Source organism: Micromonospora sp. NBC_00860 (genome assembly GCF_045207375.1).
In the GTDB taxonomy this organism is placed as follows: domain Bacteria; phylum Actinomycetota; class Actinomycetes; order Mycobacteriales; family Micromonosporaceae; genus Micromonospora; species Micromonospora vinacea.
The window spans coordinates 4,142,725-4,166,913 of record NZ_CP108825.1 but is presented as its reverse complement, the minus strand read 5'-3'; the positions used below and the strand labels follow the sequence as shown (position 1 = coordinate 4,166,913).

Genomic DNA, 24,189 nt, shown 5'->3' with positions numbered 1-24,189 from the left:
GGTGGCGCCGCGATCCGGAAAGGGCAGTTCGTGGCACGAACCGAACTCGGCGACTTCCTGCGAGCTCGCCGACAAGCGCTTCGCCCGGCTGACGTCGGGCTCCCTTCACGCGGGCGGCGCCGCACCCCCGGCCTCCGCCGTGAGGAAGTCGCACTCCTGGCAAATGTGTCCGTCGACTACTACGAACGACTCGAGCAGTCGCGCAACACCAGCCCCTCGGAGGCTCTACTCGGCAGCCTGGCCCGGGCGCTGCGACTCTCCGTCGACGAACGGGACTACCTCTACCGCCTCGCCGGACATCCGGCGCCGACGGCCTCCACCATCAGCGGGTACGTCGATCCCGCGATGATGTTCCTCCTCGACGCACTCACCACGGTGCCCGCGCACGTCATCGACGACCGCACCACCATCCTCGCCCAGAACGCCCTCAGTCGCGCGCTGCTGGGTTCCTGGACCGACGGCGACGACCGGCACTCGAACGTGACCTGGCGCTGGTTCACCCACCCCGAATCCCGCGCGCTCAACGTGCCGGAGGAACACGAGGCGATCGGCCGCGGATACGCGGCCGACCTACGAGCAGCCGCCGCGCGCGGCGGCCACGACCCCGTATCCGAGCAACTGATCGCCGATCTCACCACCGTCAGCCCGGAATTCGCCCAGTACTGGTCCGACATGCAGGTCGCCCCGCTACAGACCACCCGCAAAATCCTCGTCCATCCGCAAGCCGGGCGGCTCGACGTACAGTGCGACTTCGTTCTCAGCACCACCACGGGTCAGCGCTTGGTCATCTTCCGGCCGCAACCCGGCACGGCCACCGCCGACAGTTTCGACTTCCTGCGCGTCCTCGGCGAACAATCCTTCGATCGCTCCTGAATCGCTAGGCGGATTCCGTCACTGTGCTGCGGCGGCCCGCTCCTGTGCGGCGTCTGCTCCCCAACTGGCCAGCAGCCGAAGCGCCTCTTCCGAGAGCGACCCGGGCTCGGCGTGGTAGGTGCTCAGCAACTGCTCCGGATCACCGGGGAGCGCGAGTGTCTCGTAGCGAAGGGTCAACTCACCCACGAGTGGATGTGAGAGGCGCATGATGCCGTGCGTCTTCTTCTTGACGTCGTGGGTGGCCCACAGCCTGCGGAAGTCCTCGCTCTTCAAGGACAGTTCGCCGACCAGGGACGCCAGCGACGGGTCGTCCGTGTGCAGGCCGGCACCCAGCCGTAGCTGTCCCACCACGTCGTACGCCTTGGCTTCCCAGTCGGGGAACAACGTCCGGGACGCCGGGTCGAGGAAAGTGATCCTGGCCCAGTTCCGGTCCGCTGAGGTGCGAGCCGCCCAGTCACCGAAGAGGGCGGAGGCGGTCTGGTTCCAGGCCAGCACATCGGTGCGAGGGCCCCATACGTACGCTGGCACACCTTCCAGGACGGCGAGCAGGTCTCGGATCTCGGGCCGCACCTGGTGGCGCGGTGGCCCGGGCCGGCGCTGAGGCCGCTTGGGCTGGGCCAGTCGCACCAGATGGGCGTGCTCGACTTCGGAGAGTTCGAGTACGCGGGAGATCGCGTCCAGCACCTCACGCGAGACGTTGCGGGCGTTGCCCTGCTCGAATCGCGTGTAGTACGCCGCGGAGACCCCCGCGAGTTGCGCGAGTTCTTCCCGGCGCAGGCCCGGGACGCGGCGGCGTCGGCTGTAGTCGGTCAGCCCAACATCTGCCGGTTTCCGGCGGGCCCTGCGGGTGCGCAGAAACTCACTCAGCTCCGTGGCTGAGGAATCGCTGTGGGCGGCGTGGCCAGTTGCCATATCTCAATTGTTCCACGCTGTGCGCAGCCCAGCCTGTCCCTGCCAGTGATAGTCACACGAGACGTAGACCAAGCAGGTGGCTGGTTAGCACCGGGTGCCTGAAGCAGGCTCGACGTGTCCTGAGGAAACAGTTTTCAAGCCCATCCGGGCCACGCAGGATTTCCGTCATCGGTCCGCCCGGATGGGCTCACCGCCCTATTTCTGAAAGAGCACCATGACCACCACCGCATTCACAGGCCCGAGTCCGACGACCGCACGGCCGGGCCGCCTTCCGGGAAAAGCATTGTTCGGCCTTTTCTTGGCCGGCTTCATCAGCATCCTCACCGAATGCCTGCCGGCGGGCCTGCTGCCGGAAATGAGCCGCACTCTGCACACGAGCGTCTCGCTCACGGGCCAGACGGTGACGATCTACGCGCTCGCCACAGCGCTCGGCGCCATCCCTCTCGCGTGGGCGACGGCCAGCTGGCCGCGCAAGCACGTCCTGCAACTTGCCCTGACCGTGGTCGCCGTCACCAACGCGCTCACCGCGCTGTCCGATGACTACAGGCTGACGATGGTGCTGCGCTTCGTCGCAGGTCTGGGAACCGGACTCATCTGGCCTCTTCTCGGCGGCTACGCCGCCCGGCTCGCGCCCCAGGGACGACAAGGCCGTGCCATCGCCATCGCCCTTGCCGGGACCCCGATCGGGCTGGCCCTGGGCATCCCACTGGGGACCTGGCTGAGCACCCTCGGGGGCTGGCAACTCGCCTTCCACGCCTCTGCTGCCGTGACCGTCATGACCATGGCCTGGGTCCTGGTGGCGGTTCCGAACCTGCCCGGCCAACCGGTCGACGCCCGTTTCAGGATCTCGCAGGTCCTGGTGGTGCCCGGACTGCGGCCCATTCTGTTCGCGTTGGCCACGTACATGATCGCTCACAACCTTCTCTACACCTACATCACCGACCTCCTGCTTCACCTGGGGATGGCCGACCAGACCGGCTGGGTGCTCTTCGTCTTCGGAGTCACCTCCGTGCTCAGCGTTCTCGTGGTCGGAACCCACATCGACCGACACCTGCGCAAGCTAGCCGTGGGCAGCACCCTGCTCTTCGGGGCCAGCGTGCTCGTCCTGGGCGTCGTCGCGGACGCACCGGTGCTGGTCTACGTCGCCGTCGCCGCATGGGGCTTGGCGTTCGGCAGTTCCCCGAGCCTGTTCGTGGGCGCCACGATCAACGCCACCGGAGAAGCCGCCAACGTCGCTCAGTCGATCACCATCACGGTCTTCTCGGCTTCTATCGCAACCGGCGGTTTCATCGGCGGTCTCCTGCTCGCCAGCCTGGGTACATCCTCGATCACCTGGGCGGCACTCGTCCTCCTGATCGTCGCGGCCACCACTGTCGTCGGCGGCAAGAAGTACGCGTTCCCCAGGAACGGCTGAAGCCGGGCGGCAGCGGCAACTACCGCAAGGAGTGGCGTCCCCAACTGCTCCGCAGGCGTTCGCGAGTGGTCAGCGGTTGAGGTAAGCGGTCAGGCCACCGAGCTCTTCGCTGGCGATGAACACCGACCGTACGTTGAGGATGGCCTCTTCGACGTGGGCCGGGCAGCCCCACGCCGCGTCGCCCCACGAATCGGCGATCTTGATCTCGGCTCGCGCGGTGCACCCGTCGGCGCCGCCGAGCTGGCAGTGCTCGGGGTGCGGCGTGGCGGCTTGCGCGGCCGCGGCGGCGCGCATCTGGGCGGCGAGTTCCGCGGCGACGGCGGCGCGCTGCTCGGCCTCGGCGCGCAGTTCCCGCTCCACGCGTAGCACCTTGGCCAGCTCGTCATTGGCCGACTTGGCGCGTGCCTCGGCGGCGAGTTTCGCCTGCTCGATGGTGTGGCGTTCGATGGCCAGGGCCGCGGTGCCGGCGAAGAGCCGGGTGAGGGCGAGGTCGGTGTCCTGCGGGACGCGCGGGGTGCGGTGATACATCGCAAAGGTGCCCAACAGGCCACCGTCACGCGCCAGGATCGGTGTGGACCAGCAGGCCGCCAACCCGGCCCGGCCGGCCAGGTCCCGGAAGTCGTCCCAGAACGGGTCGGTGGCGATGTCGGTGACGATGACCGGTTCCCGCCGGTGGGCTGCGGTGCCGCACGAGCCGACACCTTCGCCGGTCGCGATGCCGTCGATGGCCTGGTTGTAGAAGTCGGGCAGGCTCGGCGCGGCGCCGTGGCGCAGGTGACGGGCGTCGGGGTCGGCGAGCAGGACGGAGACGAGCACCTCCTGCGGTGCGAGGTTCTCGATACAGCGGGCCATTCCGTCGAGCACCTCGGTCAGGGGTGCCTGACGGGCGATCTGCTCCAGCAGGGCACGGTGTTCGGCCATCAGCCGTTGGGCCTGCTTGACCTGCGTGGTCTCCACGCCGAGCACCCGGATCCCGGTCACGTTGCCGTCGGCGTCCCGGCGCGGCTCGTAGGTGAAGTCGAAGAACGACTCCCGCGCCTGCGGGCCGCTGCCCAGCATGACCCGGACGTCACGGCCGGTGTACGGCTCACCCGTGCGGAAGACCTGGTCCAGGAGAGCGATGAATCCCTGTCCGTCCAGTTCGGGCATCAACTCGGCGAGCGCGACCCCGACACGGGCCCGCTCTTCGCCGATGGTGGCGAAGAACGCCGGGTTCGCCGTCTCCACCAGATGTGATGGCCCCGCCAGCGACGCGAAGACCGCGATGGACTGCCCGAACAACGCCCGCAGGTCCTCCTCCGCTGCTTGCTCGGCAGCCGCCGGACCCGCAGCAGCAGTAGACCGTTGGCCGGGTACCGCGGTCATGGTGTGGTCTCGCCTCTCGTCTGCGGATACGGGAACGCCGGTGGTGCCACCCGGGCGCTGAGGGTGGCAGTGGTGCGGAGGTGCTTGGCTGAGGCCACCGCCGGTGCAGCGTACCCACGTGCCCGACATTCAGGTCCTACCCACCAACCAGGCACCGCAACCCGTCGTTCGAACGGCCACGGGAGCCAGCGAACCCCGTCCGGCTGGCGGTGTTCGTCAACGCAGCTGAGGTGTGTGCTCCGTCGGGGCGGGCTGGGGATGCTGTTGCCAGGGATCACCGGAGGCACCGGCGGCGAGGTGTTGTTCGTAGCTGGCCACTTTGCCGTTGATGAGTTCGAGTGTGTCGTGCAGCTGCGTCAGCTGATCGGTGATGTGGCGCTGGTGTTCGCGGAGCAACGTGAGCCGCTCGCTCTCGTTGCCGCTGCCCTCGCGGACGAGCTGGGCCAGGCGGCTGATCGTGGTGAGCGGCATGCCGGAGGCGCGGAACTTCACGCAGTTCGCCAGCCACTCGACGTCCCAGGCGCTGTAGACGCGCCTGCCTGACCCGTCGCGCCGCACCTCGCTGGCCAACAAGCCCTCACGCTCGTAGAGCCGCAGGGTGTGCACGCTCAACCCGGTGCGTTGCGCCACCTGCCCGATGCTCAGGCCGCTGTCCGCCATGGCGTCGACCGTAGCCATTGACCTAGACCTCGGTCTAGCACCTAGCGTCCGCGGCATGACCAGCGACACGACCCACACCAGGTTCGGTGCCCACAGTACGGCCGGAGACGTCCTCGCCGGGATCGACCTCACCGGAAAGACGGCCCTCGTCACGGGCGGCTACTCCGGCCTCGGTCTCGCCACGACCCGCGCGCTCACCAGATCCGGGGCTCGGGTCGTCGTCCCAGCTCTCCGGCCGGACGCAGCGCAGCAGGCACTCGCCGACGTACCCGGGGTCGAGGTCGACCACCTCGATCTCGCCGACCTCGCCTCCGTCCAGGCATTCGCCGCACGGTTCCTCCGCAGCCATCCCGCCCTCGACATTTTGATCGCGAGCGCCGGCATCATGGCCTGCCCGGAAACACGGGTTGGACCCGGCTGGGAAGGGCACTTCGCGATCAACCACCTCGGCCACTACGCGCTGACGAACCTGTTGTGGCCCGCGCTCACCGCCCCCGACACGGCTCGCGTCGTCTCGGTGGCCTCCGGGCGCAACCCGGCGTGGCGTATCCGGTGGGACGACGTGCAGTTCGAGCGCGGGTACGACAAGTGGGAGGCGTACACCCAGTCCAAGCTCGCGAACATCCTGTTCGCCCGCCACCTCGACCTGCTCGGCGGGCCGCACCGCGTCCGCGCCTTCTCCGTCAACCCCGGCTGGATCCTCACCCCCCTGCAACGGCACCTCGCAGTCGAGGAGATGGTCGCCGCCGGCTGGATCGACGCCGACGGCACTCCCGCGCCGGGCCTGTTCAAGACCGTCGAGCAAGGCGCGGCGACCCAGGTCTGGGCCGCCACATCACCCCACCTCGACGCGAACGGCGGCGACTACTGCGCGGACTGCCGCATCACCGACGGCAGCCCCACGGACAGCAGCGAGGCAGCCCGCCTCTGGGCGCTGTCGGCGGACCTGACCGGCCTCGATCTCGTCGGGCGATCCTGAGTGGTCTCGCGGTCACCACGCTCAACCCTGAAGCGCCGCAGTCAGCAGTTCGCACGTGGCGTCGTCGAAGGCGACCAGCCGAACACGCTCAACAGTTGTCGGCGTCGCTCTGATGGTCGAGATGGCGATCTGTGCTGCCTGGTCGGCGGGGAATCCGTAGACGCCGGTGGCGATGGCGGGGAAGGCGACACTGCGAGCGCCAATCTGATCGGCGACCTCAAGGCTGCGCCGATAGCAGGACGCCAGGACGTCAGCCTCGCCGTAGCCGCCGCCTTCCCAGACCGGGCCAACGGTGTGAATGACGTGACGTATCGGCGGGTCCAGGTCGAAAGCTGGCGTGGCGAGCGCGTCGCCGGGCTCACACGGCGCCAGCGCTGCCCCCGCCTGTGCCAGGCGCGGTCCCGCCGCACGATGGATCGCCCCGTCGACGCCGCCGCCACCCAACAGCGACTCGTTCGCCGCGGTCACGACGGCGTCGACGTCCTCGCTCGTGATGTCGCCACGAACAACTTCGACCACAGGCATGGCTCGATGATGCCACCAGCCGGTCAGCCGCACCCGTCGTCCCGGCACACCGCGACGGGAGCCTACGGGGGCCGCGGGTCTCGGAAGTCAGATCAGGGCTGCGGCGAGGGCGCGGAACGCGTCGGCGGGGAACGCCGTGTCGTCGCCGCCGTTGAGCACCTGGATCGCCACCTCGTCCGCGCCGGCCTGGTAGTGCTTCTCCAGCCCGGCCACCACCGTCTCGACGCTGCCCCACGGGATCAGGGCGTCGATGAGGCGGTCGCTGCCCCCGTCGGCGAAGTCCTCGTCGGTCCAGCCGAATCGCCGCAGGTTGTTGGTGTAGTTCGGCAGTGCGAGGTATCCGCTCGTGTACTGACGGGCGGTGGCGCGTGCGGTGGTGGCGTCCGCGTCGAGGACCACCGCGACCTCGGGGGCGAGCAGTCGGTCGGGCCCGATTGCCGCTCGGGCTTCGGCGGTGTGCTCGGCAGGGACGAAGTACGGGTGCGCCCCGGCGGAGCGGTCGCGGGAGAGTTCGAGCATCCGCGGGCCCAGTGCCGCCAGGATGCGCCGCTCTGGCGAAAGCCCGGCCGCGTCGAGGCCGTCCAGGTACTGCACCATCCGCGAGTACGGCTTGCGATAGTCGGTGCCGCCACTTTCCACCACCACCGCGTGGCTGGCACCGAGACCGAGCAGGAACCGGCCGGGATGCGCCTGCTCCGCGTCCTGGGCGAACGCCGCCGCCTCGGGTGGCGACGAGTGCCAGATGCTGACGATCCCGGTCGCGACCCCGATGCGCGTGGTCCCGTCCAGGATCTCCCGGAAGCGGGGGGCGACGTTCTCGCCGAAACCACCGGAGAACCAGATCCGTGAATAGCCGAGGTCTTCCAACTCGGTCGCGGCGTCGACGGCCGCGCCCTGACTCTCGCTAGCAAGGAAGAACGGTTGCCACACGCTGACGAGTCGTTGTGCCATACCGCCACCCTACGACGCATCACCCGCCCCCGACGCGGTTGCCAGAGGCGACGTGCACCACCGAGCCGTGGATCGGCCCGAGCCCTCAGATCAGGCTGGTCGACTGTCAACAGCGTCACCACGGCTGGCGGCCTGGAGCCGACGTGCGACGTCGAGCAGAGCCGCGAAGGTCTCCTGGTCCGTCTTGGTCGCCGCTGGGAGCGAGGTGGCGGCATGGTGATGACGACGGACGTGGTCCGCTGCGGCGGCGATGATCCCACTCGCCCCCCAACCCGCGGCCTGGTCCGCGGCGAAGTACCGCTCCAGGGCTTCGATGGACTCGGGGCCGGCCAGAACAACGGCGGCTGTCGCGAGCGGCGGTGCGTCGAGGGCGCCCCACGACGTGGCGAGGGCGTGGAGGACGGCGGCGGCCACCTCGGGTCCGGCAAGCGTCACCGAGTACCAGGCACCCATGACCTGTGGACGCCAGCCGTCCCGCAGGAGCGCCGTCACCTGGGCTGGGGTGATTCCTCGGCCCGCTTCGGCGAGTGCCGTTATCAACGGTTGCCCGTGCCTGACGGCATTGGTTCCCATCATGTCGAGGTAGAACGGCACGACGCAGCGGTCGATCACGTCGTCGATATCCCCTTGATCCACGTCGGCAAGATAGCCGAGGAGTCTGTTCGGTGACGAAGACGCCCATGCCGGGCCACCGACTGGTTGCGGTCAGGGCGCGAGGCCGGCCTGGATCGCCAGGATGGCGGCTCGTACGCGATCACGGCTGCCGGTCTTGGCCAGCACGTTGGTGACATGGGTCTTGACGGTGCTCATCGACAGGTAGAGGCGTTCGGCGATCTCGTTGTTGTTGAGTCCGGCGCCGATCAGGGCGAGCACGTCGGTCTCCCGAGCGGTCAGCTGGTAGGCCGCCAACTCCACGCGGGTGGCCGGCCCGGTCGTGCGGACCCGGTCGAGTACGGCACCGGTGACCTCGGCGGAGAGGACCGCCTCGCCGGCCGCGACGGTGCGCACCGCGGCGATCAGGTCCCGGGCGCTGGACCGCTTGAGCAGGAACCCCCGTGCGCCGGCGGCGATGGCGTCCAGGACGTACGCGTCGTCGTCGAAGGTGGTGACGACGAGAACGGCCGGGGCGTGCGGGATCGTGGCCAGCTCGCGGGTGGCTTGCAGACCGTCGAGGACCGGCATGCGGATGTCGACGAGGGCGACGTCGATGCGGGAGTCGCGACGCACGGCGTCGAGGAACTGCCGGCCGTCGGCCGCCTCGGCCGCGACCTGGATGTCGGGTTGGGACCGCAGGATCAGGCTGAAGCCGTCGCGCACCAGCTCCTGGTCGTCGGCGATCGCGACGCGGATCACGGGTTCACCACCGGCAGGTTGACCTGGACCACTGTGCCGCCGCCGGGGCGCTGGCTCAGCTCCCAGTTCCCGCCACGCGCGGAGACGCGCTCCCCGATGCCGAGCAGGCCCGAGCCGCTCGTGGGTGCGCGGGGCGGCCCGATGCCGTCGTCGCTGACCCGCAGGTGGACGTGGTCGCCGACGCGGGCCAACTCGACCCAGGCCGACGTGGCTTTCGCGTGGCGGGCGATGTTGGTGAGGGCCTCCTGGGCGATGCGGTAGGCGGTCAACACGCCGATCTCGTCCAGGCCCGGCTCGGGGTCCAGTTGGACGCGCACTGTCACGCCCTGCTGGCGCAGCGGCTGGGCGAGCAGCTCGTCGATGTCGGACAGGCGGGGCGGGGCGCTCACCGCGATCGACGCGTTCGGATCGCGCAGGTGCACGACGAGCGTGTCGAGTTCGCTCAGTGCGGTGCGGCCACTGTCCGCGATCGCCCGCAGCGCCGCGCCCGGGTCGTCACTGAGCTGGCCCGCCTCGGCCTGTACCACCATCGCGGTGACGTGGTGGCCGACCACGTCATGCAGCTCGCGGGCCAGGTTGGTGCGCTGTGCGAGCCAGGCGGCCTGGTCGCGCAGGTCGTCGGTCTCCTGGGTGAGGGCGTAGCCGCGTGACCACGATCGCAACAGGATCGCCAGTAGGTAGCCGGCGGTCACGAAGAAGAACGGTTGTTCGTACAGCCCGCGCCCGTTGAGCAGCGCGATGGTGAGGGCGCCGGCCGCGCCGACCAAGCCACCCACCCACCCCAGCCACGGGTGTCGGGCCGGGTCCTCGCAGACCGAGACGAACACCAGGCCGGCGGCTGCGAGGCCCAACTGCACCGACTCGCCGGTGCTCACGATCGCCACGAACCCCGCGCAGACCGCGAAGATGAGGGTTCGGTAGCGGGGGCGCAGCGCCGTGGCTCCGAGGCCGACCGGCAGCACCAGCCACGCCCAGCCCGACGGCACGGACACGCCGTCCTCGACTGTGGTGACCACCGCGGCGATGATCAAAACCACAGCGGCGTACGCGAGCCGGCGCACTCGCTCGGGGTCGCTCAACCGTTCGCGGATTCCAGTCAGCACCCGCACAGTCTCCGTGACCAGCCGGAAGACCGGCCAGTACCCAGGTACCGGATCGGTCGGCACCCCGGTACCGCCCTCCGGGTCAGGTCGGCACCGCGGCACGTTCCGCGAGAACGCTCACCGGACGACTCTGCACTGGTGACTCTCGTCGACTCCCGCGCCGCCATCACCGTCGGCCCGCTTCGTACGGTTCCCAACTACATCACCGCCATTCGCACTGTCGCCGCGGTCGCCGTCGGTATCGCGGCCCTCGTCTCCGGGTCGGTGGCATTGATGGCGGTATCGTACGGTATCTACTGGCTTGGCGACGTGCTCGACGGCTGGGCCGCCCGCCGGCTCGGACAGGAGACCCGGGCCGGGGCCGTCTTCGACATCGTGAGCGACCGCGCGTGCACCGCCGTACTCTGCGTGGGCCTGGTCTCCCTCGTGCCGGACGTCGCGGTCGTGGCAGTGGTCTTCCTGCTCTCGTTCCTGGTGCTGGACACCATGCTGTCGCTGGCGTTCCTGTGTTGGCCGGTGCTCAGCCCCAACTACTTCCACCTTGTCGACCGGCGGGTGTGGGCGTTGAACTGGTCGCCAGTGGCCAAGGTCGCCAACACCGCCGGGGTCATCGGCGCCATCGCGTTCGGGCAGTACCTGCTCGCGCTGGGCGTCGCCGTCGCCGTCGTCGCGGTCAAGCTCTGGTCGGTCGCAGCGGTGGTCCGGCTGCTCGAACGGGACGGCCGGGCGTGAGCAGCCTCGCCGAGGCCGTGGTGGCGCTCGGCTACGGTGTCGCTTCGGCGCTCGTCCCGGTCGTCAACGCCGAGGCGTACGCAGTGGTCGCCGGTCAGCGTGCCGGCCACGCTCTCGTCGCCGTGATCGCGTTGGCGCTCGGGCAGACCGCCGGCAAGCTGCTGCTGTTCGAGTCGGCGCGCCGCGGGTCGGGGCGACTGGCCCGGAGAGTCGCGAAACGGGGAAAGTCGGGTCGCCCGGCGGCCCGGGCCGCACGGTGGACCGAGCCGATCCGGCGCTGGCTCTCCCGCCGCCGCACCGCAGTACCGACAGTGCTGGTCTCCGCCGCGGTCGGGGTTCCACCGCTGGCCGTCGTCAGCCTCGCCGCCGGCACTGCGGGCATTCGACGCTGGGAGTTCGCCGGCGCGTGCCTTTCCGGGCGGGTGATCCGTTTCGCCCTCCTCCTTCTGCCGGCGGTGCTGGCCTGACCGCCGGCTCCCCTCAAAGGAGCCGACCGTCGTGGGCCAGCAGGGCGATCTGGGTACGGTTGTCGAGATCCAGCTTGGTCAGGATGTGCGAGACGTGGGCCTTCACCGTCGTCACGCTCATCAGCAGTTCGCCGGCGATCTCGGCGTTGGAGTGCCCCTGCGCGATGGCCAGCACGACCTCGCGTTCCCGGGGCGTGAGCAGCGCCAACCGCTCGTGCGCCTGCTCGTAGGACTCGGCCCCCGACGCGACCCGCCGCATGAGGCGGCGCGTCACGCCCGGAGACAGCATCGGGTTGCCGGCCGCCACCGCGCGGACCGCCTGGCTGATCTGCTCCGGCGGGGTGTCCTTGAGCAGGAAGCCGCTCGCGCCGGCTCGGAGGGCTCGCACCACGTGCTCGTCGGTGTCGAACGTGGTGAGCACGATGATCTCGGGTGGCCGGTGGCGGCGGCGTAGGCGCTCGGTGGCGGTGATGCCGTTGACGCCGGGCATCCTGATGTCCATCAGCACCACGTCGGGCAGGTGCCGGTCCACCGCCGTGATCGCCGTGGCGCCGTCGGCGGCCTCGCCCACCACGACGATCCCGTCGGCGCCGTCGAGCATCAGCGTGAGCATTCCCCGTACGAGAGGGTCGTCGTCGACGATGACGACCCGGATCGGGCCCGTCACGTCGGCCACGGCAGCCACGCGGTGAGGTGGAATCGACCGGCGGCGTCGACGTGGTGGGTGACGCTTCCACCGGTGAGCGCAGCCCGTTCGGCGAGGCCGATCAGGCCGGTGCCGGCGCTGCCGTTGGCGCCGCTGTCGGGCGTGGTCGGGTTGCTCACCGCGATGCTCAGACCGGAGCCGGGCGCCCCGCCGAGCACCAGCCGGACCGGCTGGCCGGCGGCGTGCTTACGGGCGTTGGTCAGTGCCTCCTGCGCGATCCGGTACGCGGTGCGGCCAACCTGCGGGGGAATCTCGACCGGCGGGCCGAGCGGGTCGTCGACCTCGACCTGTTGCCCGGCGGCCCGTGCCTCGTCGACCAGGCGCGGCAGGTCGGCGAGGGTCTGCCCGGGTGGCGCGTCGGTCGGCGACTCGGCGTCGTCGCTGCGCAGCAGGGTGATGACCTCGCGCAGCTCGTCGAGGGCGTGGTGTGCGCTGGCCCGGATCACACCGGCGGCGGCGCTGAGCCGCTCCGGCGGCGCGTCCGGCCGGTACTCCATCGCGCCGGCCGCCGCCGCCAGCAGGGACAGCCGGTGGGCCAGCACATCGTGCATCTCCCGCGCGATCCGGTTACGCTCCGCCGCCCGCGCCTCGCCGACCCGCCGTTCCTGCTCCTGCTCGGCCCGCCGGGCCCGGTCCCGCAGCGCAGCCAGCAGGGCGTTGCGGGCCCGCGCCCAGGTGCCCCAACCAAGCAGGGCCGCGTACGCGATCGTCATCAGCACCAGCCTCCACCCGTACGGCAGGCTGGGCACCGGCCGCCAGAGCGCCTGCGCCGCCTCGCCCGCCACCCCGGCCGCCGCCACCGCCGCCGCCTGCCGAAACGGTCGGTTGCGGGCGGTGAACAGCACCGCGAAGCTGGCCACCGGCGTGGCCACCGGAGACAGCGCGACGAGCACGCCGGCCAGCACGCCACCGATCCGCGGTCGGCGGAGGACAACCGGAACGAGGGCCAGGGCGGCCAGCGCCAGCGCGACGTCGACGCCGACCAGGCCGGCGGAGCTGGACCGGGTGGCGGACCACAGCATGGTCGCGACGAGAACGCCGACCGCCACTGTCGTCGCGGCCACCGGGACGGAACGCCACGTCCGCGGCGGCTTGACCTCGCACGTCGCCGCATCCACATCGCGCACGCTACTGGGCTGGCGGCGGGCCGGACCACCTCCTTTGGTAGTACGCAGAGCCGCCGGCGGACGTACCCGCCGCGGCGTCCGGGCCGACGCGCTCGGCCCGGCCCGGTCCACAGACTCAGACCATGACGAACAACCTTCTCCTCGGACGGGCTGCGGTGGCGGCCGGCGCGATCGTGGTGGCAGTGGTCGAGTTCGCGCTCCTGCACTCGGCGGCCGGCGTCGACCTGGCGGTCAGGTCCGGAAGCTCGACCCGGCAGATCACGGTGGCCGCGGTCATCGTGGCCACGGTGGTCGCGGCACTGGCCGGCTGGGCGCTGCTCGCGGCGCTGGAACGCCTCACGAGCCGCCCCCGCGTCTGGTGGACGTCGATAGCGGTCGCCGTCCTGCTGCTGTCGCTCGTGGTCGGCCCACCGAGTGGCGTCGGCGGGGGAGCGAAGGCGACCCTCGCGCTGCTGCACCTGAGCGTCGGCGTCATCCTCATCCTCGGCCTGCCCCGGCCTCGCCCGGACAGGGCGAACCGATGACCGCGCTGATCGTCCGCAAGCAGGACGGGGTCTTCGTCCTCGAATCCGGGGCGCGCGCCTCGCTGCGTACCGGCTGGACCTGGCGGTGCGGCGAGATCCGCACCGGCAGCGGCCGCTGGACTGTCGAACCGACCGGCCGCCGACGCATCGGGTTCACCGCCCGGGGCGAGCACGGCGTGCCGGTGCGGCTCGACCCGGGCCGGTCGCACGTGCCGGGGCCCGGCGGGGTGGCGCGCTGGTCGCCCGATCGCTGCGGCGGTGAGCTGGTACGCGACGGGCACCGTCTCGCGGTGCGCCTCCCCGGCCGACGCGGTGGACCGATCCGTGTCGACGTCACCGGCGAGTGGGCCGAGCTGGAGCTGGTGGTGCTCACCGCCTGTTTCGCGCTGATGAGTCAGCGGCGGCGACGCACCCTGATCATGATGGCGGTCGTCAGCGCGGGGAGTGGGTGACCGCCGGCCCGACGACGAGGACGCCTGCTCAGACGATGCGACGCAGCGCCGCCTCCACGGCGTCGATCAGCGGATCACCCTCGGTCCGTGGATGCCGGGCGAGACCGAACTCGACGTCCGGCAGGGCGGGCAGGGCATCCGTGTCGCGGCAGATCATGGCCGGTTCGAGGTTCGCGGGCATGAGCGCCGCGACGCCGAGCCCGGCCCGTACCGCGGCGAGCACCCCGGCCAGGCTGTTGCTCTCGAAGGCCACCCGCCAGCGCCGGTCGGCACGCTCCAGCGCGTCCAGCACAGACGTCCGCCAGGAGCAGGGGTTGGAGAAGAGCACCACCGGCAGCGGATCGGCGGACACGTCCACACCCTGCCCGGTCGCCCAGACCAGTGGGGCACGCACCGTCCAGCGCGGCGGCCCCGGAATGTCCGGCACCGCGTCGAGCACGAGTTGGACACGGCCCGCGTCGTAGGCCTCCCGCATTGCGGCGTTGGAACAGCTGAGCACCTCCAGCGTCGCGCCGGGATGCAGCCGGGCAAGATCGGCGAGGGCCTGCTGAAGGTGGGACGCGGCGAGGTCTTCGAGCAGGCCGACGCCACAGTGTCCGGTGAGCGCGCGTCCGGTTTCGGCGAGTGCCTGTGCGGAGAGCGAGAGGATGCGTTCGGCGTACGGCAGGAGTTCTTCGCCCGCCCGGGTCGGCGAGACACCGGACGACGACCGGTGCAGCAGTGGACGGCCGACGACGCTCTCCAGCTTGCGCAACTGCTGGCTGAGACCGGGCTGGGTCTGCCCGAGCGCTGTGGCGGCACGGCTGATGCTGCCCTCCCGCACGGCGGCGACGAACGACCGCAGCAGGGCGGTCTCCAGGTCCATGGCCATAAGCAATCATTATGCCGACCTCAACGAAATGACGTCTTCTTATGGCGTGCGGGCGGAACTAGCGTCGACCGGGTGACCAGCTACCGGCAGGTGCTCGCCGTGCCAGGGATGGCACCGCTGCTGGGCGTCTCGTTGCTCGCCCGCACCGCGATAACGGCCGATGTCATGGCGCTGACCCTCTTCGTCGTCCTCGACCTGGAGCTGAGCTACGCGGCAGCCGGTGGCGTCGCGGCGGCCCTGACCGCCGGAGTGGCGCTGGGCGGGCCGCTGCTCGGCCGCATGATCGACTCGCGGGGCCCGCGGCGCGTCCTGCTGGTGACCGTCACCGCGCAGGTCGTGTTCTGGCTGGGCGTGCCGGTCCTGCCGTACGGGTTCCTGCTGGTCGCCAGCTTCGTGGCGGGTCTGCTGATGGTGCCGGCCCAGGCGGTGGGCAGACAGGCGATCGCCGCGATGACGACGGCCGAGCAGCGCCGGGCCGCGTTCGCGCTGGAATCGGTGCAGGGCGAGCTGTCGTACATCGTGGGGCCGGCGGTGGTGATCCTGGGCGCGGCGACGGTGTCCCCCGACGTGGTGGCGTGGGGGGTCGGCGCCGCGATCCTGGCCGGCGGCGTCGGTATCGCCGTGCTCAACCCGCCGATGCGCGCCCGGGACGAGGCGGACGCCGCCGCCACGGAACGACCTCCACGCCGGCAATGGCTCGGCGCCAGGATGATCGCCGCGCTGACGATGGCGTTCGGGACGACGACGCTGCTCAGCGGCGTCGACCTCGCCATCGTCGCCACGCTGCGGGCGGCCGGTCAGGTGTCCTGGGCCGCCGTGGTCGTCGTGGTGTTCGGCGTGTCGTCCGTCGTCGGTGGACTGATCTACGGCGCGTTGACCCGGCCGCGGCCCACGTGGCTGCTGCTCGGCCTGCTCGGGCTCGTGACGATTCCGGCCGGGCTGGCCCGCGACTGGCCCTGGCTGTGCGTGGCAGTCGTCGGGAGCGGGCTCCTCACCGCGCCGACCCTTGGCACGGTGGCCGACGCGGTGAGCCGGCTGGCGCCGCCCGGTGTGCGAGGCGAGGTCATCGGTCTGCAATCGTCGGCGCAGAGCGCTGGTTTCGCGCTCGGATCCCCGCTCGTCGGCGTGGCGATCGACCTCTCCGTGCCGGCGGGTGGGTTCGCGACGGCCGGCCTCGCCGGGCTCGCCGCCGCGGGCACCGGATACCTGCTGTCCCGCCGCTCACCCACGCGGACGGCGGGAACGAGTCGAGCAACGTCCGATCTCAGTTCACAAAACTCCCCGGCGTCACGCCCGGCGCGTACCGGAGGGTTTTCCGACGGCAGGCGAGCCGGACCGGCGCGTAGCTGGGGGACTGGCGACGGTCGGCCCCGACACGACGGCGCGGCCACGACGCGTGTCCACGACGAGCAGCGTGAGCGCGGCCAGCGTCAGCAGCCCGCCGGCGAGTGCCAGCGGGCGTGCCCCCGCTGTGGGCAGGAGAGCGCCACCGAGCAGTGATCCGCCGGCGATGCCGGCGTTGAAGGCGGTGCCGACACCGGCCGACGCGATGTCGGTGCTGCCGGGGGCCAGTTGCAGCATCCGGTTCTGCACGGCGGAGCCGAACGCCGCGTACGCGAGGCCGATCCCGGCGAGGAGCGCGACCACGCCCGGCTTGAGCTCGCCGAGCGCGTAGAGCCCGAGCAGCGAGGCCGTGCCGATGGCCAACGGCGTCAGCAGCGATGCGATCGGCCGGGTGTCCAGAGTCCGGGCCGCGACCAGGGTGCCGACGACGCCGGCCGCGCCGGAGACGAACAGCAGCGGCGCCAGCACCGCGTCGGTGAAGCCGCTGACGTCGAGCAGGAACGGAGCCACGTAGGTCTGCAGGGTCATGAGGCCGCCGATGCCGAGGGCGGTGGCGATCAGCAGGATGGCGAAGCGCCGGCCGTCCGGCGCGCTGCCCCGGGCGGCACCGCCGGCGGCCGGAGGATAGGAGGGGAGAAGGAGCAGCACCGCGGCGGCGATCGCCACACCGATCCCGGCCAGCACGGCGAACGCCGCGCGCCAGCCGGCTTGCTGCCCGAGCCAGGTGCCGAGGGGTACGCCGAGCACCGGGGCCAGCGTCGCCCCGGTCGCGAACAGCGCCACCGCCCGACCGCGCACCGCGACCGGGAACGGCCCGATCACTGTCGCCGTGGCCACGGACCAGAACAGCGCCTGGGCGAGGGCGGTCACCAGGCGGGTGCCGGCCAGCACGGCGTACGTCGGCGCGAGCGCGGCGGCGGCGTTCGCGGCGGCGAACAGGAGCATCGTGACGCCGAGCAGCTGCCGCCGGGGGATCCGTTGGGTCAGTCGGGTCAGCGGCACCGATGCCAGCACCACCACCACTGCGTACCCGGTGACCAGCAGACCCACCTGTGAGCGGGACCGGTCGAGATCGGGTGCGATGCGGGTCAGCAGGCCGACGGGCAACAGCTCGGTCGTGATGAACGCGAACGCGGCGAGGGAGAGCGTGACGAGCACGGCCCTGGCCCTTCGCGGCGACACCTCCGGTGCCATGGCCCACCCCCATTCAGGGGTCACCGTAGTGGAGGGGCCCGACCCCCGCTCCGCGCGCGGGCCTCGGCTGCCGTCGACCGGATCGACTGGCCAGGCCGATCGCCGCGCTCGGCGACCGGCCCTGTGGTCAGGATCGCGTCCGGAACGGGGCCAGGACGGCGCGGATCTGATCGGCCGCGCCCCAGTCGTCGTCGAACTGGGCCAGCACGGCGAGGTGTTGTCGCAGCTGGATGACCGGCATCCGGGCCTCCCAGTCGCTGTCGAGCGAGGTCAGCTCCGCATAGACCTCGAACATCCGTCGCGCCTCGGGCGGGGGCGAGGTGGACCACACGTGAGCGAGGTCGACCTCGGCCCACAGGTACGACACGGCCGGGTCGATCAGAGCCGGCTCGCCGTCGGCGGTGGCCAGGACGTTCTGCGCCCACAGGTCGCCGTGCGTCAGACACGCCGGACGCTCCGGCAGCAGGTCGGGCAGCCGGTCACAGAGCCGCTCCAGCGCCGCCCGGTCCTCCGCGTCGAGCGCCGCCTCGACGCGGGGCTCGTCGAGCCACCGCAACAGCCGGTGCTCTGCGAAGAAGGCGAAGCCGTCGTCGTTCCACGTGTTGACCTGGCGGCGACGGCCCAGCCAGTTGTCGTGGTGCCAGCCGAAGCGGGGATGGGTAGTACTCAGGTGCAGGTGGGCGAGCAGGTGCGCGAACCGCTCCCAGAAGGCCTCGCTCCGCGGCCTCGGGCGCAACACCGACAAGACCAGTAAGTCCCGGTCCGCCAGGATCACCTCGGGCGTCGCCACACCGCCGAGCTCACGCAGGGCGGCCAGCCCTTCGGCCTCGGCGACGAAGACGTCATCGGCCGGAGGGTCGGCGAAGGCCTTGACGAACACCGGCGGAGCGTCCCGGCGGGTGGCGATGCCCGCGAGCGCCGCGAGCCCACCGGTCACCGGCTGCACCGCGACGACCTCACGCATACCGGCCAGGTGTAGACGCTCCAGCAGGGTCATCCCTGACGCTCCTCAGGTCCGGCGTACGAGGTCGCCCGATCCTATGTGGCTGGTCACGGCTCGGCCTGCCGGTGGCGGGGGTGTTGGAGACTGCTGGGCATGGGTCACGTGTCGGTGGATCAGCAGCGGCTGGAGCGGGTCGTCCGGGAGTTCGGCGCCCGGTGGACGACAGACGCGGCCGACATCGAGACCTACCGGGCGGCACAGGTCTCCGACGTGAGTCACCGCGAGGTGGTCGGCCCGCTGCTTGCCGCCAGTGGAGCCAGTGGTGTGGTCCGGGTCGGGGGTCGGGAGGTCGCGGCCTGGGGCGACCCGGACGTCCCGGAGATGGCGTTCAGCGTCACCAAGTCGGTCGTGTCGGTGGTGGCCGGCCTGGCCTTCGACGACGGGCTGTTGGTGCCGGACCAACCGGTGCACCAGGTCGTCGACGTTCCCGAGTTCCGGGGGCCGCACAACGAGCAGATCACCTGGCGCCATCTGCTGCAGCAGTCGAGTCAGTGGGACGGCGAGCTGTGGGGCAAGCCGACGAGCGTCGACGCGCAGAGCTTCCGCGAGCGGACCGAGGTGCACGGCACACCCCCGGGCCAGGGGTGGGCGTACAACGACGTACGGATGAACCTGCTCGCGTACGCGCTGACGCTGCTGTTTCGCCGGTCGCTGCCGGAGGTGCTGCGGGAGCGGATCATGGACCCGCTGGGTGCCTCGGACCGGTGGTCGTGGCACGGGTACCGGACGAGCGTCGTCGACCTCGACGGCCGCCGGGTCGAGGTGGTCTCCGGCGGCGCGCACTGGGGCGGGGGACTGATCGTCCCCGCCCGGGACCTGGCCCTGATCGGGCAGCTCTTCCTGGACCGGGGGACCCGTGCCGGGACCCGACTGCTGAGCGCCGAGTGGGTTGACCAGTCCTGGGCTCCGTGCCCGGTCAAGCGGGAGTACGGCTATCTGTGGTGGCTCAACGATGAGCAGGTGCCGTGGCCCGGGGCACCGGCGACCGGCCGCAGCGCCCGGGGCAACGGCGGACGACACCTGCTGTGGGTCGATCCGGCCCGGGAGCTCGTCCTCGTCTCCCACTGGACCGAGGAACCGCTCGACCTGATCCGCGAGGTTTCTCATACCGTCGTCGAGCAAGCGGAATAGTCGGGTAGGGCCGCGTCGTCGGGTGGTCAGGGCCGGTTGTGGACGAACCACGCGTCGCCGGCCGGTAGGGCGACGGCGACCTCCCACCGGCTCAGTTCGAGGTTCGGAGCGAGGGCCTTGAGCTGACCGGCGGCAGCCCACGCCTCGTCACCCGGCGTCGGGCGACGACCCACCTGAAACTGCAGCATGGTGCCCCACGATGCGACAAGGCGGGCGTCCCACCGGTGACGCCACTGCGCCAGCACTTCGGCGAGCCCCTGCCGATCCTCCTCGGTGAGCGCACCGAAAAAGTCCAGCCAGTACGCCGAGCTGCGGACGTCGCTGGTGGGCAGCAACATGAGCAGGACGCTGTCCGGCGTATACCAGTAGTCGGTCTGCGTCACGAGCCGCACGTTGCCAAGCACCTGGGCGTGCAGGTCGGCGTCGGTGAGCAGCCGGTCGTACAGCACCCGCGCCAGCACCGGCCGCGGCGTCGGTAGTGCCACATCCGACGCCAGATCGGTCAGGTCGACGCCGGTCGTGCCACGCGCCCAGAACTCGATCTCATCCTCGTCGACCTGTTGGTCCTCGCCGTAGTGGCGGAAGGTCAACCAGGGTTCGGACGATGCCGCCGCCTCGGCGAACGCACGCAGCTCCGACTCCGACGGACCCTGCTCGGGCTCGGACCGGATCGTCAGCGCGTCGTCGAAGTCGTCGCTGACCATGACGGGCCGGTGCCCGGTGACCGGAACCAGTGCCTCGGCGGCCTGCCAGACCTCGTGGAGACGGTCGGGGTCGACGTCGGTGACGAGGACGGTGCCCGACGGGCCGTACCCGATCGGCAGGCCGGCCAGTGGCGTACCCAGGAAAGCCGCTTCGATCTGGTCGAGGTCGCCGCTCGCGCTGGCAGCTTTTCCGATCATCCGAACTGGTCGGCGAGCTTCGTCAGCTTGCTGACGTACGCCGGCCAGTCGTACTCGTCGGGGATGTTGGTGTTGTTCTGCCGGAGGCCGATCGCCGCGTCGTGCTGTTCACGCATGATGTCGGCGTGCCCGGCGTGCCGGGCGATATCGCAGGTCACGTGGATGATGATCCGTTGTAGGGTCACGTCCTGCCGACCCGGCCGCCACCACGGCACCTGCCCCGGCGCATCCAGCGGTAGCTGGTCGATCGTCTGGTCGGCGAACGCGCCGACCCGGCGATACAGGTCGATCAGCCCGTCCTTCGTCTCGTCCTCGCGGGCGTACCAGTCTGCCTGCGGGTCCTCGTCGAACGCGGCCATGGGGACCAGTTCGTCGGGTGTCGGGAACTCTCGGCCGAAGGTGGGCCCGAAGTAGCCGGCTTCGACATTGAGGCAGTGCTTGAGTGCGCCCAGCAGGTTGTTGCCGGTCGCCGTACGGGGCAGCCTGACCTCGCGTTCGCTGAGACCGTCGAGCTTCCAGATGAGGTCTTCGCGGTTCTCCCGGAGGTATTCATGCAGCGCGGTCTTCGCATCGCTCAGATCAGCCATGCGCGCCAGTCTCCCCTATCCGCCGAGCCTCGGCGGACCGGTGCCAGGGCACCGGCCCGCCGAACGACTCGATCTGCCCCGGGACGTCAGCTACCGGTGCAACTCGCTGTGGTTCCGCTGCCGCTGCCGGTGCCCTGGAAGCCGAAGCTGGTGGCCTGACCTGCGGCCAGTCGCCCGTTGTAGCTCTGGTTGGCGACCGTGATGGTCCCGCTGGTGCCGCTGCCGACCCCGTTCCAGAGCGAGCTGACCGACGCGCCGCTCGGCAGGGTGAGGGTGACCCGCCAGCCGGTCAGCGCTGTGGTTCCCGCGGTGACGCTGACGTTGGCGACGAATCCGCCGTTCCACTGGTCCTGGACGGAGTAGACAGCGGTACAGCCGGGGGTACCGGTCGGGGGCGGTGTGGTGGGAGGCGGGGTGGTGGGCGGCGGCGTGCCGTCGTCGAGCGTCAGGTTCTTCTGCTGGACGCTCCACTGGCTGCGGCACAGACCGCAGTCGGCGCCGACGAAATTGCGGCCGGCGGTGGCGTCGCCCTTCAGGCGCCACTTGAGGTAGAGCGTCGCCACCCGGCCGAACTCGCCGCCGTTGGCCTGGTCGTAGGTGCCGCCGTGCCCGACGTTCAGGTTGCCCATGAAGGCGGGCAGGCCGGCGGGCAGCTTGCCCCAGTCGTCCATGGCGTTCGGGTAGGCGATGTCGCTCGGCCCGCCGACGAAGTAGGCGATCGGCTTGGTCAGTCTCCTGAGCTGGTAGTCGTCGGCGTCGTTGAGCAGCCCGCTGCTGAAGATGCCGGTCGTCGTGACGCGCGGGTCGTTCGAGACGGCGTACGCCTCCAGGCCTCCGCAGGAGAAGCCGGCGACGGCGACCTTGCTCGTGTCGATCTTGTTGTAGTACTTGCTGCCCTGCCGGGAGTTCTCCGCGACCGCCCAGTCGATGGACTGTGTGAGCATCTGGGAGGTGGTGGAGCCGGACCCGTTCGGGGCGCCGTTGGCGATGGCGAGAAAGCCGTGGGAGGCGATCTCGCGGAGGAAGTTGCCCTGGGAGAGGCCGTTGGCCGAGCAGCCGCCGTTGCCCCACACGACGATGGGCAGGCGTTCCGACGGGAGGGTCTGGGGGCGGAAGATCGTGTGATTGGCCAGGGTGGCCGAGGTTTCGTAGTCGGCGGGGTAGGGGCCGGAACCGCCGATGGCGGCGGACGCCGGTGTCCCGCCGAGCGCCATGATCACGGAGGTGACCGGGACGATGGCGGCCGTCAGCCCCGCGTAGATCTTTGCTCGCCTTCTCATTGCACCCTCCAGGAACAGTCACGGTGGCGCTCCCCGCGGTGGCGGTGGTGTCACTCGCGCCCCGACGAGAGTGGTCAGCGCTGGCCACGGGTCTGGTCGACGTGGGCGCGTCGCGGCCTGGGTGGCGGCCGTGCCCTCGGTCGCCACTGCCCGCTCATTCAGCGCCGGCGACCGCCCGGCCGCGGTCCCAACAGGCGCTCCGATGGGAGCTGTGTGCAGTTACTATCACCGCCGCAACGAAAAGTGTCAATGTCTGGTCGGCTCCGGGCGCGCGGGGTTCCGCGAAGCCTGGAAGTGGGTGATCCACGAGGCGGCATCCGACCAGTGCGGAGTTGCCACCTCGACCAGACGCGCCTGAGCGAGCGAGCCGAGCGCGGTGTGGATGTCCAGGAAAGTCTCCCTGGCCTCCTGGCGAGGCCAGGTCTCCGGCAGTAGGTGCGGGGGGAGGTCCGGGTCGACGTCCGCGAACTTCCGCCAGGAATCCATCGCGGAGGTCCGAGCCACCAGCGCCCGGGCCGGGTCCACCTCCCCGTTGCGCGCGGCTGCCCGCAGCTCCGCGTACTGCTCGATGAAGCTCGAGTACGCGGAGGCGAGACTGGACAGGTCGTACGCGGAGGCCGGCCCGTGTGGCCCTGCCTCCTCGTCGAACCGGACCCGCATGACGGACCACCGAGCACCCTCGACGTGGTGCAGCAGCTCGCGCAGCGCCTCCTTCACCGGTGTCGCTTCGGATCCCGGCCGGATCCACACACTGTCGTACAGGCCCACGAAGCCCAGCGCGGTCAACGACCTGCGGAGCGCATGACGGGACGCCTGGCCGGCGCTCGGAACGGAGAAGGACGCCTGCACCCATTCGCCGGTCCACGGCGTCGGTCGGGAGCCGAAGTTCAGGAAATGTCGCATCCGGGAGCGGTGCCTGGCGATCGCCTGCGGCGTGAGGTGGTAGACCGGCGACCGCCCCTTTCTCCGCGTCGCGATGAGACCACGCTTGACCAGCCGAGACAGCGCGGCACGGGCACTGGACTCGCTGATCCCGAACTCCCGCAGGATCGCGATGACCGCCGCCGACGGCAGGTCGGCATCCGAGGAGTCGAGGTACTCGCCGAGCACTGTCGTCAGCAGGTGCTGCGGGCTGGACCCGGCCTGGGCCCGGGGCACTCGGACGTCGTCGGCGTTCACCTCATCAGACTGCCGCACCGGAGGCACTATCGTTCTGGCGTGCACATCCGTTTTGACGTCCCCGCCGATCCCGCCTACCCGGGCCGGGTGGCCGCTGCGCTCGGCAACGCTCGGCTCCGCAGATTCGGCTACATCGGGGCGGTCCTGACGGCGGTCGGGGTCATCGGCCTCGTCGTCTCGCAGGGATTCGGGTGGGGCGAGCGGAGTTCGCCGCTGTGGACCGCGCTGCTCGTGGCCGGCGTGCTGTCGATGCTGTACCGGCCGTGGGTGCTGGCTCGCGCCCGGCGCCGTTCCGGTAGCTACGCCGTCGAGGGCGCCTACGACATCACCGACGACAACATCATGATGCGCAGCGGCTCGGAGTCCGGCGGCATCGCCTGGGACGGGGTTGCCCAGGTGCGGGACGCCGGAGACTTCTGGGTCGTGTACGTCGGCCGGATGCCCGCGACCGTGATCCCGCGCTGGCTGATGTCCGCCGAGGATGCCGAGACGTTGCGCGCCCACATGACCGAACGAGGGCTGCTGCCCCATCGGTGAACCCGGCTGCCGCAGGCC

The 24,189-nt window shown here is 70.9% G+C and carries 26 protein-coding genes and 1 pseudogene; 10 read left to right on the top strand and 17 right to left on the bottom strand.

What is annotated here, in order from left to right:
- The first annotated feature begins 30 nt into the window (after positions 1 to 30).
- Positions 31 to 873: a helix-turn-helix transcriptional regulator gene (locus OH804_RS19010; RefSeq protein ID WP_196921862.1), complete on the top strand. Its 843-nt coding sequence runs from the start codon at positions 31 to 33 to the stop codon at positions 871 to 873.
- A gap of 18 nt (positions 874 to 891) precedes the next feature.
- On the opposite strand, the gene OH804_RS19005 is transcribed toward OH804_RS19010, so the two are convergent.
- Positions 892 to 1,785 carry a helix-turn-helix transcriptional regulator gene (locus OH804_RS19005; RefSeq protein WP_406058533.1) on the bottom strand — a complete coding sequence of 298 codons (894 nt, stop codon included), beginning with the start codon at positions 1,783 to 1,785 and terminating at the stop codon, positions 892 to 894.
- A 283-nt stretch (positions 1,786 to 2,068) separates the two neighbouring features.
- On the opposite strand from OH804_RS19005, the gene OH804_RS19000 reads away from it, so the two are divergent.
- Positions 2,069 to 3,199, top strand: a complete 1,131-nt coding sequence (locus OH804_RS19000; protein WP_406058531.1) for an MFS transporter — start codon at positions 2,069 to 2,071, stop codon at positions 3,197 to 3,199.
- A gap of 69 nt (positions 3,200 to 3,268) precedes the next feature.
- On the opposite strand, the gene OH804_RS18995 is transcribed toward OH804_RS19000, so the two are convergent.
- Both OH804_RS18995 and OH804_RS18990 read right to left on the bottom strand, forming a co-directional pair.
- On the bottom strand, positions 3,269 to 4,564 hold the full coding sequence (locus OH804_RS18995; protein ID WP_406058529.1) for a GAF domain-containing protein: 1,296 nt from the start codon (positions 4,562 to 4,564) through the stop codon (positions 3,269 to 3,271).
- Between the two features lie 216 nt (positions 4,565 to 4,780).
- Entirely contained in the window at positions 4,781 to 5,224 is a 444-nt protein-coding gene (locus OH804_RS18990) for a MerR family transcriptional regulator (RefSeq protein WP_406058527.1), read from the bottom strand.
- 55 nt (positions 5,225 to 5,279) lie between these two features.
- On the opposite strand from OH804_RS18990, the gene OH804_RS18985 reads away from it, so the two are divergent.
- Positions 5,280 to 6,203, top strand: a complete 924-nt coding sequence (locus OH804_RS18985) for an oxidoreductase (RefSeq protein WP_406058525.1) — start codon at positions 5,280 to 5,282, stop codon at positions 6,201 to 6,203.
- A gap of 21 nt (positions 6,204 to 6,224) precedes the next feature.
- Here OH804_RS18985 and OH804_RS18980 read toward each other — a convergent pair whose 3' ends face one another.
- From OH804_RS18980 to OH804_RS18960, 5 genes are all read right to left on the bottom strand, one after another.
- The gene (locus OH804_RS18980) at positions 6,225 to 6,728 is read right to left on the bottom strand and encodes an O-acetyl-ADP-ribose deacetylase (RefSeq protein ID WP_406058523.1); all 504 of its coding nucleotides are present in this window, start codon (positions 6,726 to 6,728) and stop codon (positions 6,225 to 6,227) included.
- Positions 6,729 to 6,815: 87 nt separating this feature from the next.
- Complete coding sequence (locus OH804_RS18975) at positions 6,816 to 7,679, bottom strand: TIGR03620 family F420-dependent LLM class oxidoreductase (protein WP_196921867.1); 864 nt, start codon at positions 7,677 to 7,679, stop codon at positions 6,816 to 6,818.
- A 90-nt stretch (positions 7,680 to 7,769) separates the two neighbouring features.
- Positions 7,770 to 8,315: a DUF6000 family protein gene (locus OH804_RS18970; protein WP_196921868.1), complete on the bottom strand. Its 546-nt coding sequence runs from the start codon at positions 8,313 to 8,315 to the stop codon at positions 7,770 to 7,772.
- A 69-nt stretch (positions 8,316 to 8,384) separates the two neighbouring features.
- Positions 8,385 to 9,032: a response regulator transcription factor gene (locus tag OH804_RS18965; protein ID WP_196921869.1), complete on the bottom strand. Its 648-nt coding sequence runs from the start codon at positions 9,030 to 9,032 to the stop codon at positions 8,385 to 8,387.
- Positions 9,029 to 10,135 carry a sensor histidine kinase gene (locus OH804_RS18960; protein WP_406058520.1) on the bottom strand — a complete coding sequence of 369 codons (1,107 nt, stop codon included), beginning with the start codon at positions 10,133 to 10,135 and terminating at the stop codon, positions 9,029 to 9,031. Before OH804_RS18960 ends, OH804_RS18965 begins: the two co-directional genes overlap by 4 nt.
- Before the next feature lie 138 nt (positions 10,136 to 10,273).
- Here OH804_RS18960 and OH804_RS18955 point away from each other — a divergent pair, with 138 nt between their 5' ends.
- Both OH804_RS18955 and OH804_RS18950 read left to right on the top strand, forming a co-directional pair.
- Positions 10,274 to 10,867, top strand: coding sequence for a CDP-alcohol phosphatidyltransferase family protein (locus OH804_RS18955; protein ID WP_406058517.1), 594 nt, complete (start codon positions 10,274 to 10,276; stop codon positions 10,865 to 10,867).
- Positions 10,864 to 11,334 (top strand): VTT domain-containing protein, encoded by a 471-nt coding sequence (locus OH804_RS18950; protein ID WP_406058515.1) that lies wholly within the window; start codon positions 10,864 to 10,866, stop codon positions 11,332 to 11,334. The genes OH804_RS18955 and OH804_RS18950 overlap by 4 nt, the downstream gene beginning before the upstream one ends.
- Before the next feature lie 13 nt (positions 11,335 to 11,347).
- Here the strand turns inward: OH804_RS18950 and OH804_RS18945 are convergent, their stop codons facing one another.
- Both OH804_RS18945 and OH804_RS18940 read right to left on the bottom strand, forming a co-directional pair.
- Entirely contained in the window at positions 11,348 to 12,010 is a 663-nt protein-coding gene (locus tag OH804_RS18945; RefSeq protein WP_406058513.1) for a response regulator, read from the bottom strand.
- Entirely contained in the window at positions 11,998 to 13,158 is a 1,161-nt protein-coding gene (locus OH804_RS18940) for a sensor histidine kinase (RefSeq protein ID WP_406058511.1), read from the bottom strand. Before OH804_RS18940 ends, OH804_RS18945 begins: the two co-directional genes overlap by 13 nt.
- Before the next feature lie 131 nt (positions 13,159 to 13,289).
- Between OH804_RS18940 and OH804_RS18935 the strand changes: the two genes are divergently transcribed.
- Positions 13,290 to 13,691, top strand: coding sequence for a DUF6069 family protein (locus tag OH804_RS18935; RefSeq protein ID WP_406058509.1), 402 nt, complete (start codon positions 13,290 to 13,292; stop codon positions 13,689 to 13,691).
- A complete protein-coding gene (locus OH804_RS18930; protein ID WP_406058507.1) occupies positions 13,688 to 14,143 on the top strand; it encodes a hypothetical protein in 456 nt (151 codons plus the stop codon). Before OH804_RS18935 ends, OH804_RS18930 begins: the two co-directional genes overlap by 4 nt.
- 28 nt (positions 14,144 to 14,171) lie before the next feature.
- Here OH804_RS18930 and OH804_RS18925 read toward each other — a convergent pair whose 3' ends face one another.
- A complete protein-coding gene (locus OH804_RS18925) occupies positions 14,172 to 15,008 on the bottom strand; it encodes a LysR family transcriptional regulator (protein ID WP_406058505.1) in 837 nt (278 codons plus the stop codon).
- 114 nt (positions 15,009 to 15,122) lie between these two features.
- On the opposite strand from OH804_RS18925, the pseudogene OH804_RS18920 reads away from it, so the two are divergent.
- Positions 15,123 to 16,250, top strand: a pseudogene (locus tag OH804_RS18920) (MFS transporter); the annotation flags it as partial.
- A 51-nt stretch (positions 16,251 to 16,301) separates the two neighbouring features.
- On the opposite strand, the gene OH804_RS18915 reads toward OH804_RS18920, so the two are convergent.
- On the bottom strand, positions 16,302 to 17,552 hold the full coding sequence (locus OH804_RS18915) for an MFS transporter (protein ID WP_406058503.1): 1,251 nt from the start codon (positions 17,550 to 17,552) through the stop codon (positions 16,302 to 16,304).
- 127 nt (positions 17,553 to 17,679) lie between these two features.
- Entirely contained in the window at positions 17,680 to 18,549 is an 870-nt protein-coding gene (locus OH804_RS18910) for a fructosamine kinase family protein (protein ID WP_406058501.1), read from the bottom strand.
- 99 nt (positions 18,550 to 18,648) lie between these two features.
- Between OH804_RS18910 and OH804_RS18905 the strand changes: the two genes are divergently transcribed.
- Complete coding sequence (locus OH804_RS18905) at positions 18,649 to 19,686, top strand: serine hydrolase domain-containing protein (RefSeq protein WP_406058499.1); 1,038 nt, start codon at positions 18,649 to 18,651, stop codon at positions 19,684 to 19,686.
- Between the two features lie 26 nt (positions 19,687 to 19,712).
- On the opposite strand, the gene OH804_RS18900 is transcribed toward OH804_RS18905, so the two are convergent.
- The 4 genes from OH804_RS18900 to OH804_RS18885 form a co-directional block, all read right to left on the bottom strand.
- On the bottom strand, positions 19,713 to 20,588 hold the full coding sequence (locus tag OH804_RS18900) for a DUF4253 domain-containing protein (RefSeq protein WP_406058497.1): 876 nt from the start codon (positions 20,586 to 20,588) through the stop codon (positions 19,713 to 19,715).
- On the bottom strand, positions 20,585 to 21,175 hold the full coding sequence (locus tag OH804_RS18895) for a DinB family protein (RefSeq protein WP_196921880.1): 591 nt from the start codon (positions 21,173 to 21,175) through the stop codon (positions 20,585 to 20,587). Before OH804_RS18895 ends, OH804_RS18900 begins: the two co-directional genes overlap by 4 nt.
- A gap of 86 nt (positions 21,176 to 21,261) precedes the next feature.
- A complete protein-coding gene (locus OH804_RS18890) occupies positions 21,262 to 22,455 on the bottom strand; it encodes a cellulose binding domain-containing protein (protein ID WP_406058494.1) in 1,194 nt (397 codons plus the stop codon).
- 246 nt (positions 22,456 to 22,701) lie between these two features.
- Positions 22,702 to 23,652 carry a PaaX family transcriptional regulator C-terminal domain-containing protein gene (locus OH804_RS18885; protein ID WP_406058492.1) on the bottom strand — a complete coding sequence of 317 codons (951 nt, stop codon included), beginning with the start codon at positions 23,650 to 23,652 and terminating at the stop codon, positions 22,702 to 22,704.
- A 21-nt stretch (positions 23,653 to 23,673) separates the two neighbouring features.
- Between OH804_RS18885 and OH804_RS18880 the strand changes: the two genes are divergently transcribed.
- A complete protein-coding gene (locus OH804_RS18880; RefSeq protein ID WP_406058489.1) occupies positions 23,674 to 24,171 on the top strand; it encodes a YcxB family protein in 498 nt (165 codons plus the stop codon).
- Positions 24,172 to 24,189: the final 18 nt, after the last annotated feature.

What these genes read in the sequence shown, in the direction of transcription:
- OH804_RS19005 (WP_406058533.1), bottom strand. Translation starts at nt 1,785, where the DNA reads ATGGCAACTGGCCACGCCGCCCACAGCGATTCCTCAGCCACGGAGCTG.
- OH804_RS18995 (WP_406058529.1), bottom strand. Translation starts at nt 4,564, where the DNA reads ATGACCGCGGTACCCGGCCAACGGTCTACTGCTGCTGCGGGTCCGGCG.
- OH804_RS18990 (WP_406058527.1), bottom strand. Translation starts at nt 5,224, where the DNA reads ATGGCGGACAGCGGCCTGAGCATCGGGCAGGTGGCGCAACGCACCGGG.
- OH804_RS18985 (WP_406058525.1), top strand. Translation starts at nt 5,280, where the DNA reads ATGACCAGCGACACGACCCACACCAGGTTCGGTGCCCACAGTACGGCC.
- OH804_RS18980 (WP_406058523.1), bottom strand. Translation starts at nt 6,728, where the DNA reads ATGCCTGTGGTCGAAGTTGTTCGTGGCGACATCACGAGCGAGGACGTC.
- OH804_RS18975 (WP_196921867.1), bottom strand. Translation starts at nt 7,679, where the DNA reads ATGGCACAACGACTCGTCAGCGTGTGGCAACCGTTCTTCCTTGCTAGC.
- OH804_RS18935 (WP_406058509.1), top strand. Translation starts at nt 13,290, where the DNA reads ATGACGAACAACCTTCTCCTCGGACGGGCTGCGGTGGCGGCCGGCGCG.
- OH804_RS18930 (WP_406058507.1), top strand. Translation starts at nt 13,688, where the DNA reads ATGACCGCGCTGATCGTCCGCAAGCAGGACGGGGTCTTCGTCCTCGAA.
- OH804_RS18925 (WP_406058505.1), bottom strand. Translation starts at nt 15,008, where the DNA reads ATGGACCTGGAGACCGCCCTGCTGCGGTCGTTCGTCGCCGCCGTGCGG.
- OH804_RS18915 (WP_406058503.1), bottom strand. Translation starts at nt 17,552, where the DNA reads ATGGCACCGGAGGTGTCGCCGCGAAGGGCCAGGGCCGTGCTCGTCACG.
- OH804_RS18910 (WP_406058501.1), bottom strand. Translation starts at nt 18,549, where the DNA reads ATGACCCTGCTGGAGCGTCTACACCTGGCCGGTATGCGTGAGGTCGTC.
- OH804_RS18905 (WP_406058499.1), top strand. Translation starts at nt 18,649, where the DNA reads ATGGGTCACGTGTCGGTGGATCAGCAGCGGCTGGAGCGGGTCGTCCGG.
- OH804_RS18900 (WP_406058497.1), bottom strand. Translation starts at nt 20,588, where the DNA reads ATGATCGGAAAAGCTGCCAGCGCGAGCGGCGACCTCGACCAGATCGAA.
- OH804_RS18895 (WP_196921880.1), bottom strand. Translation starts at nt 21,175, where the DNA reads ATGGCTGATCTGAGCGATGCGAAGACCGCGCTGCATGAATACCTCCGG.
- OH804_RS18890 (WP_406058494.1), bottom strand. Translation starts at nt 22,455, where the DNA reads ATGAGAAGGCGAGCAAAGATCTACGCGGGGCTGACGGCCGCCATCGTC.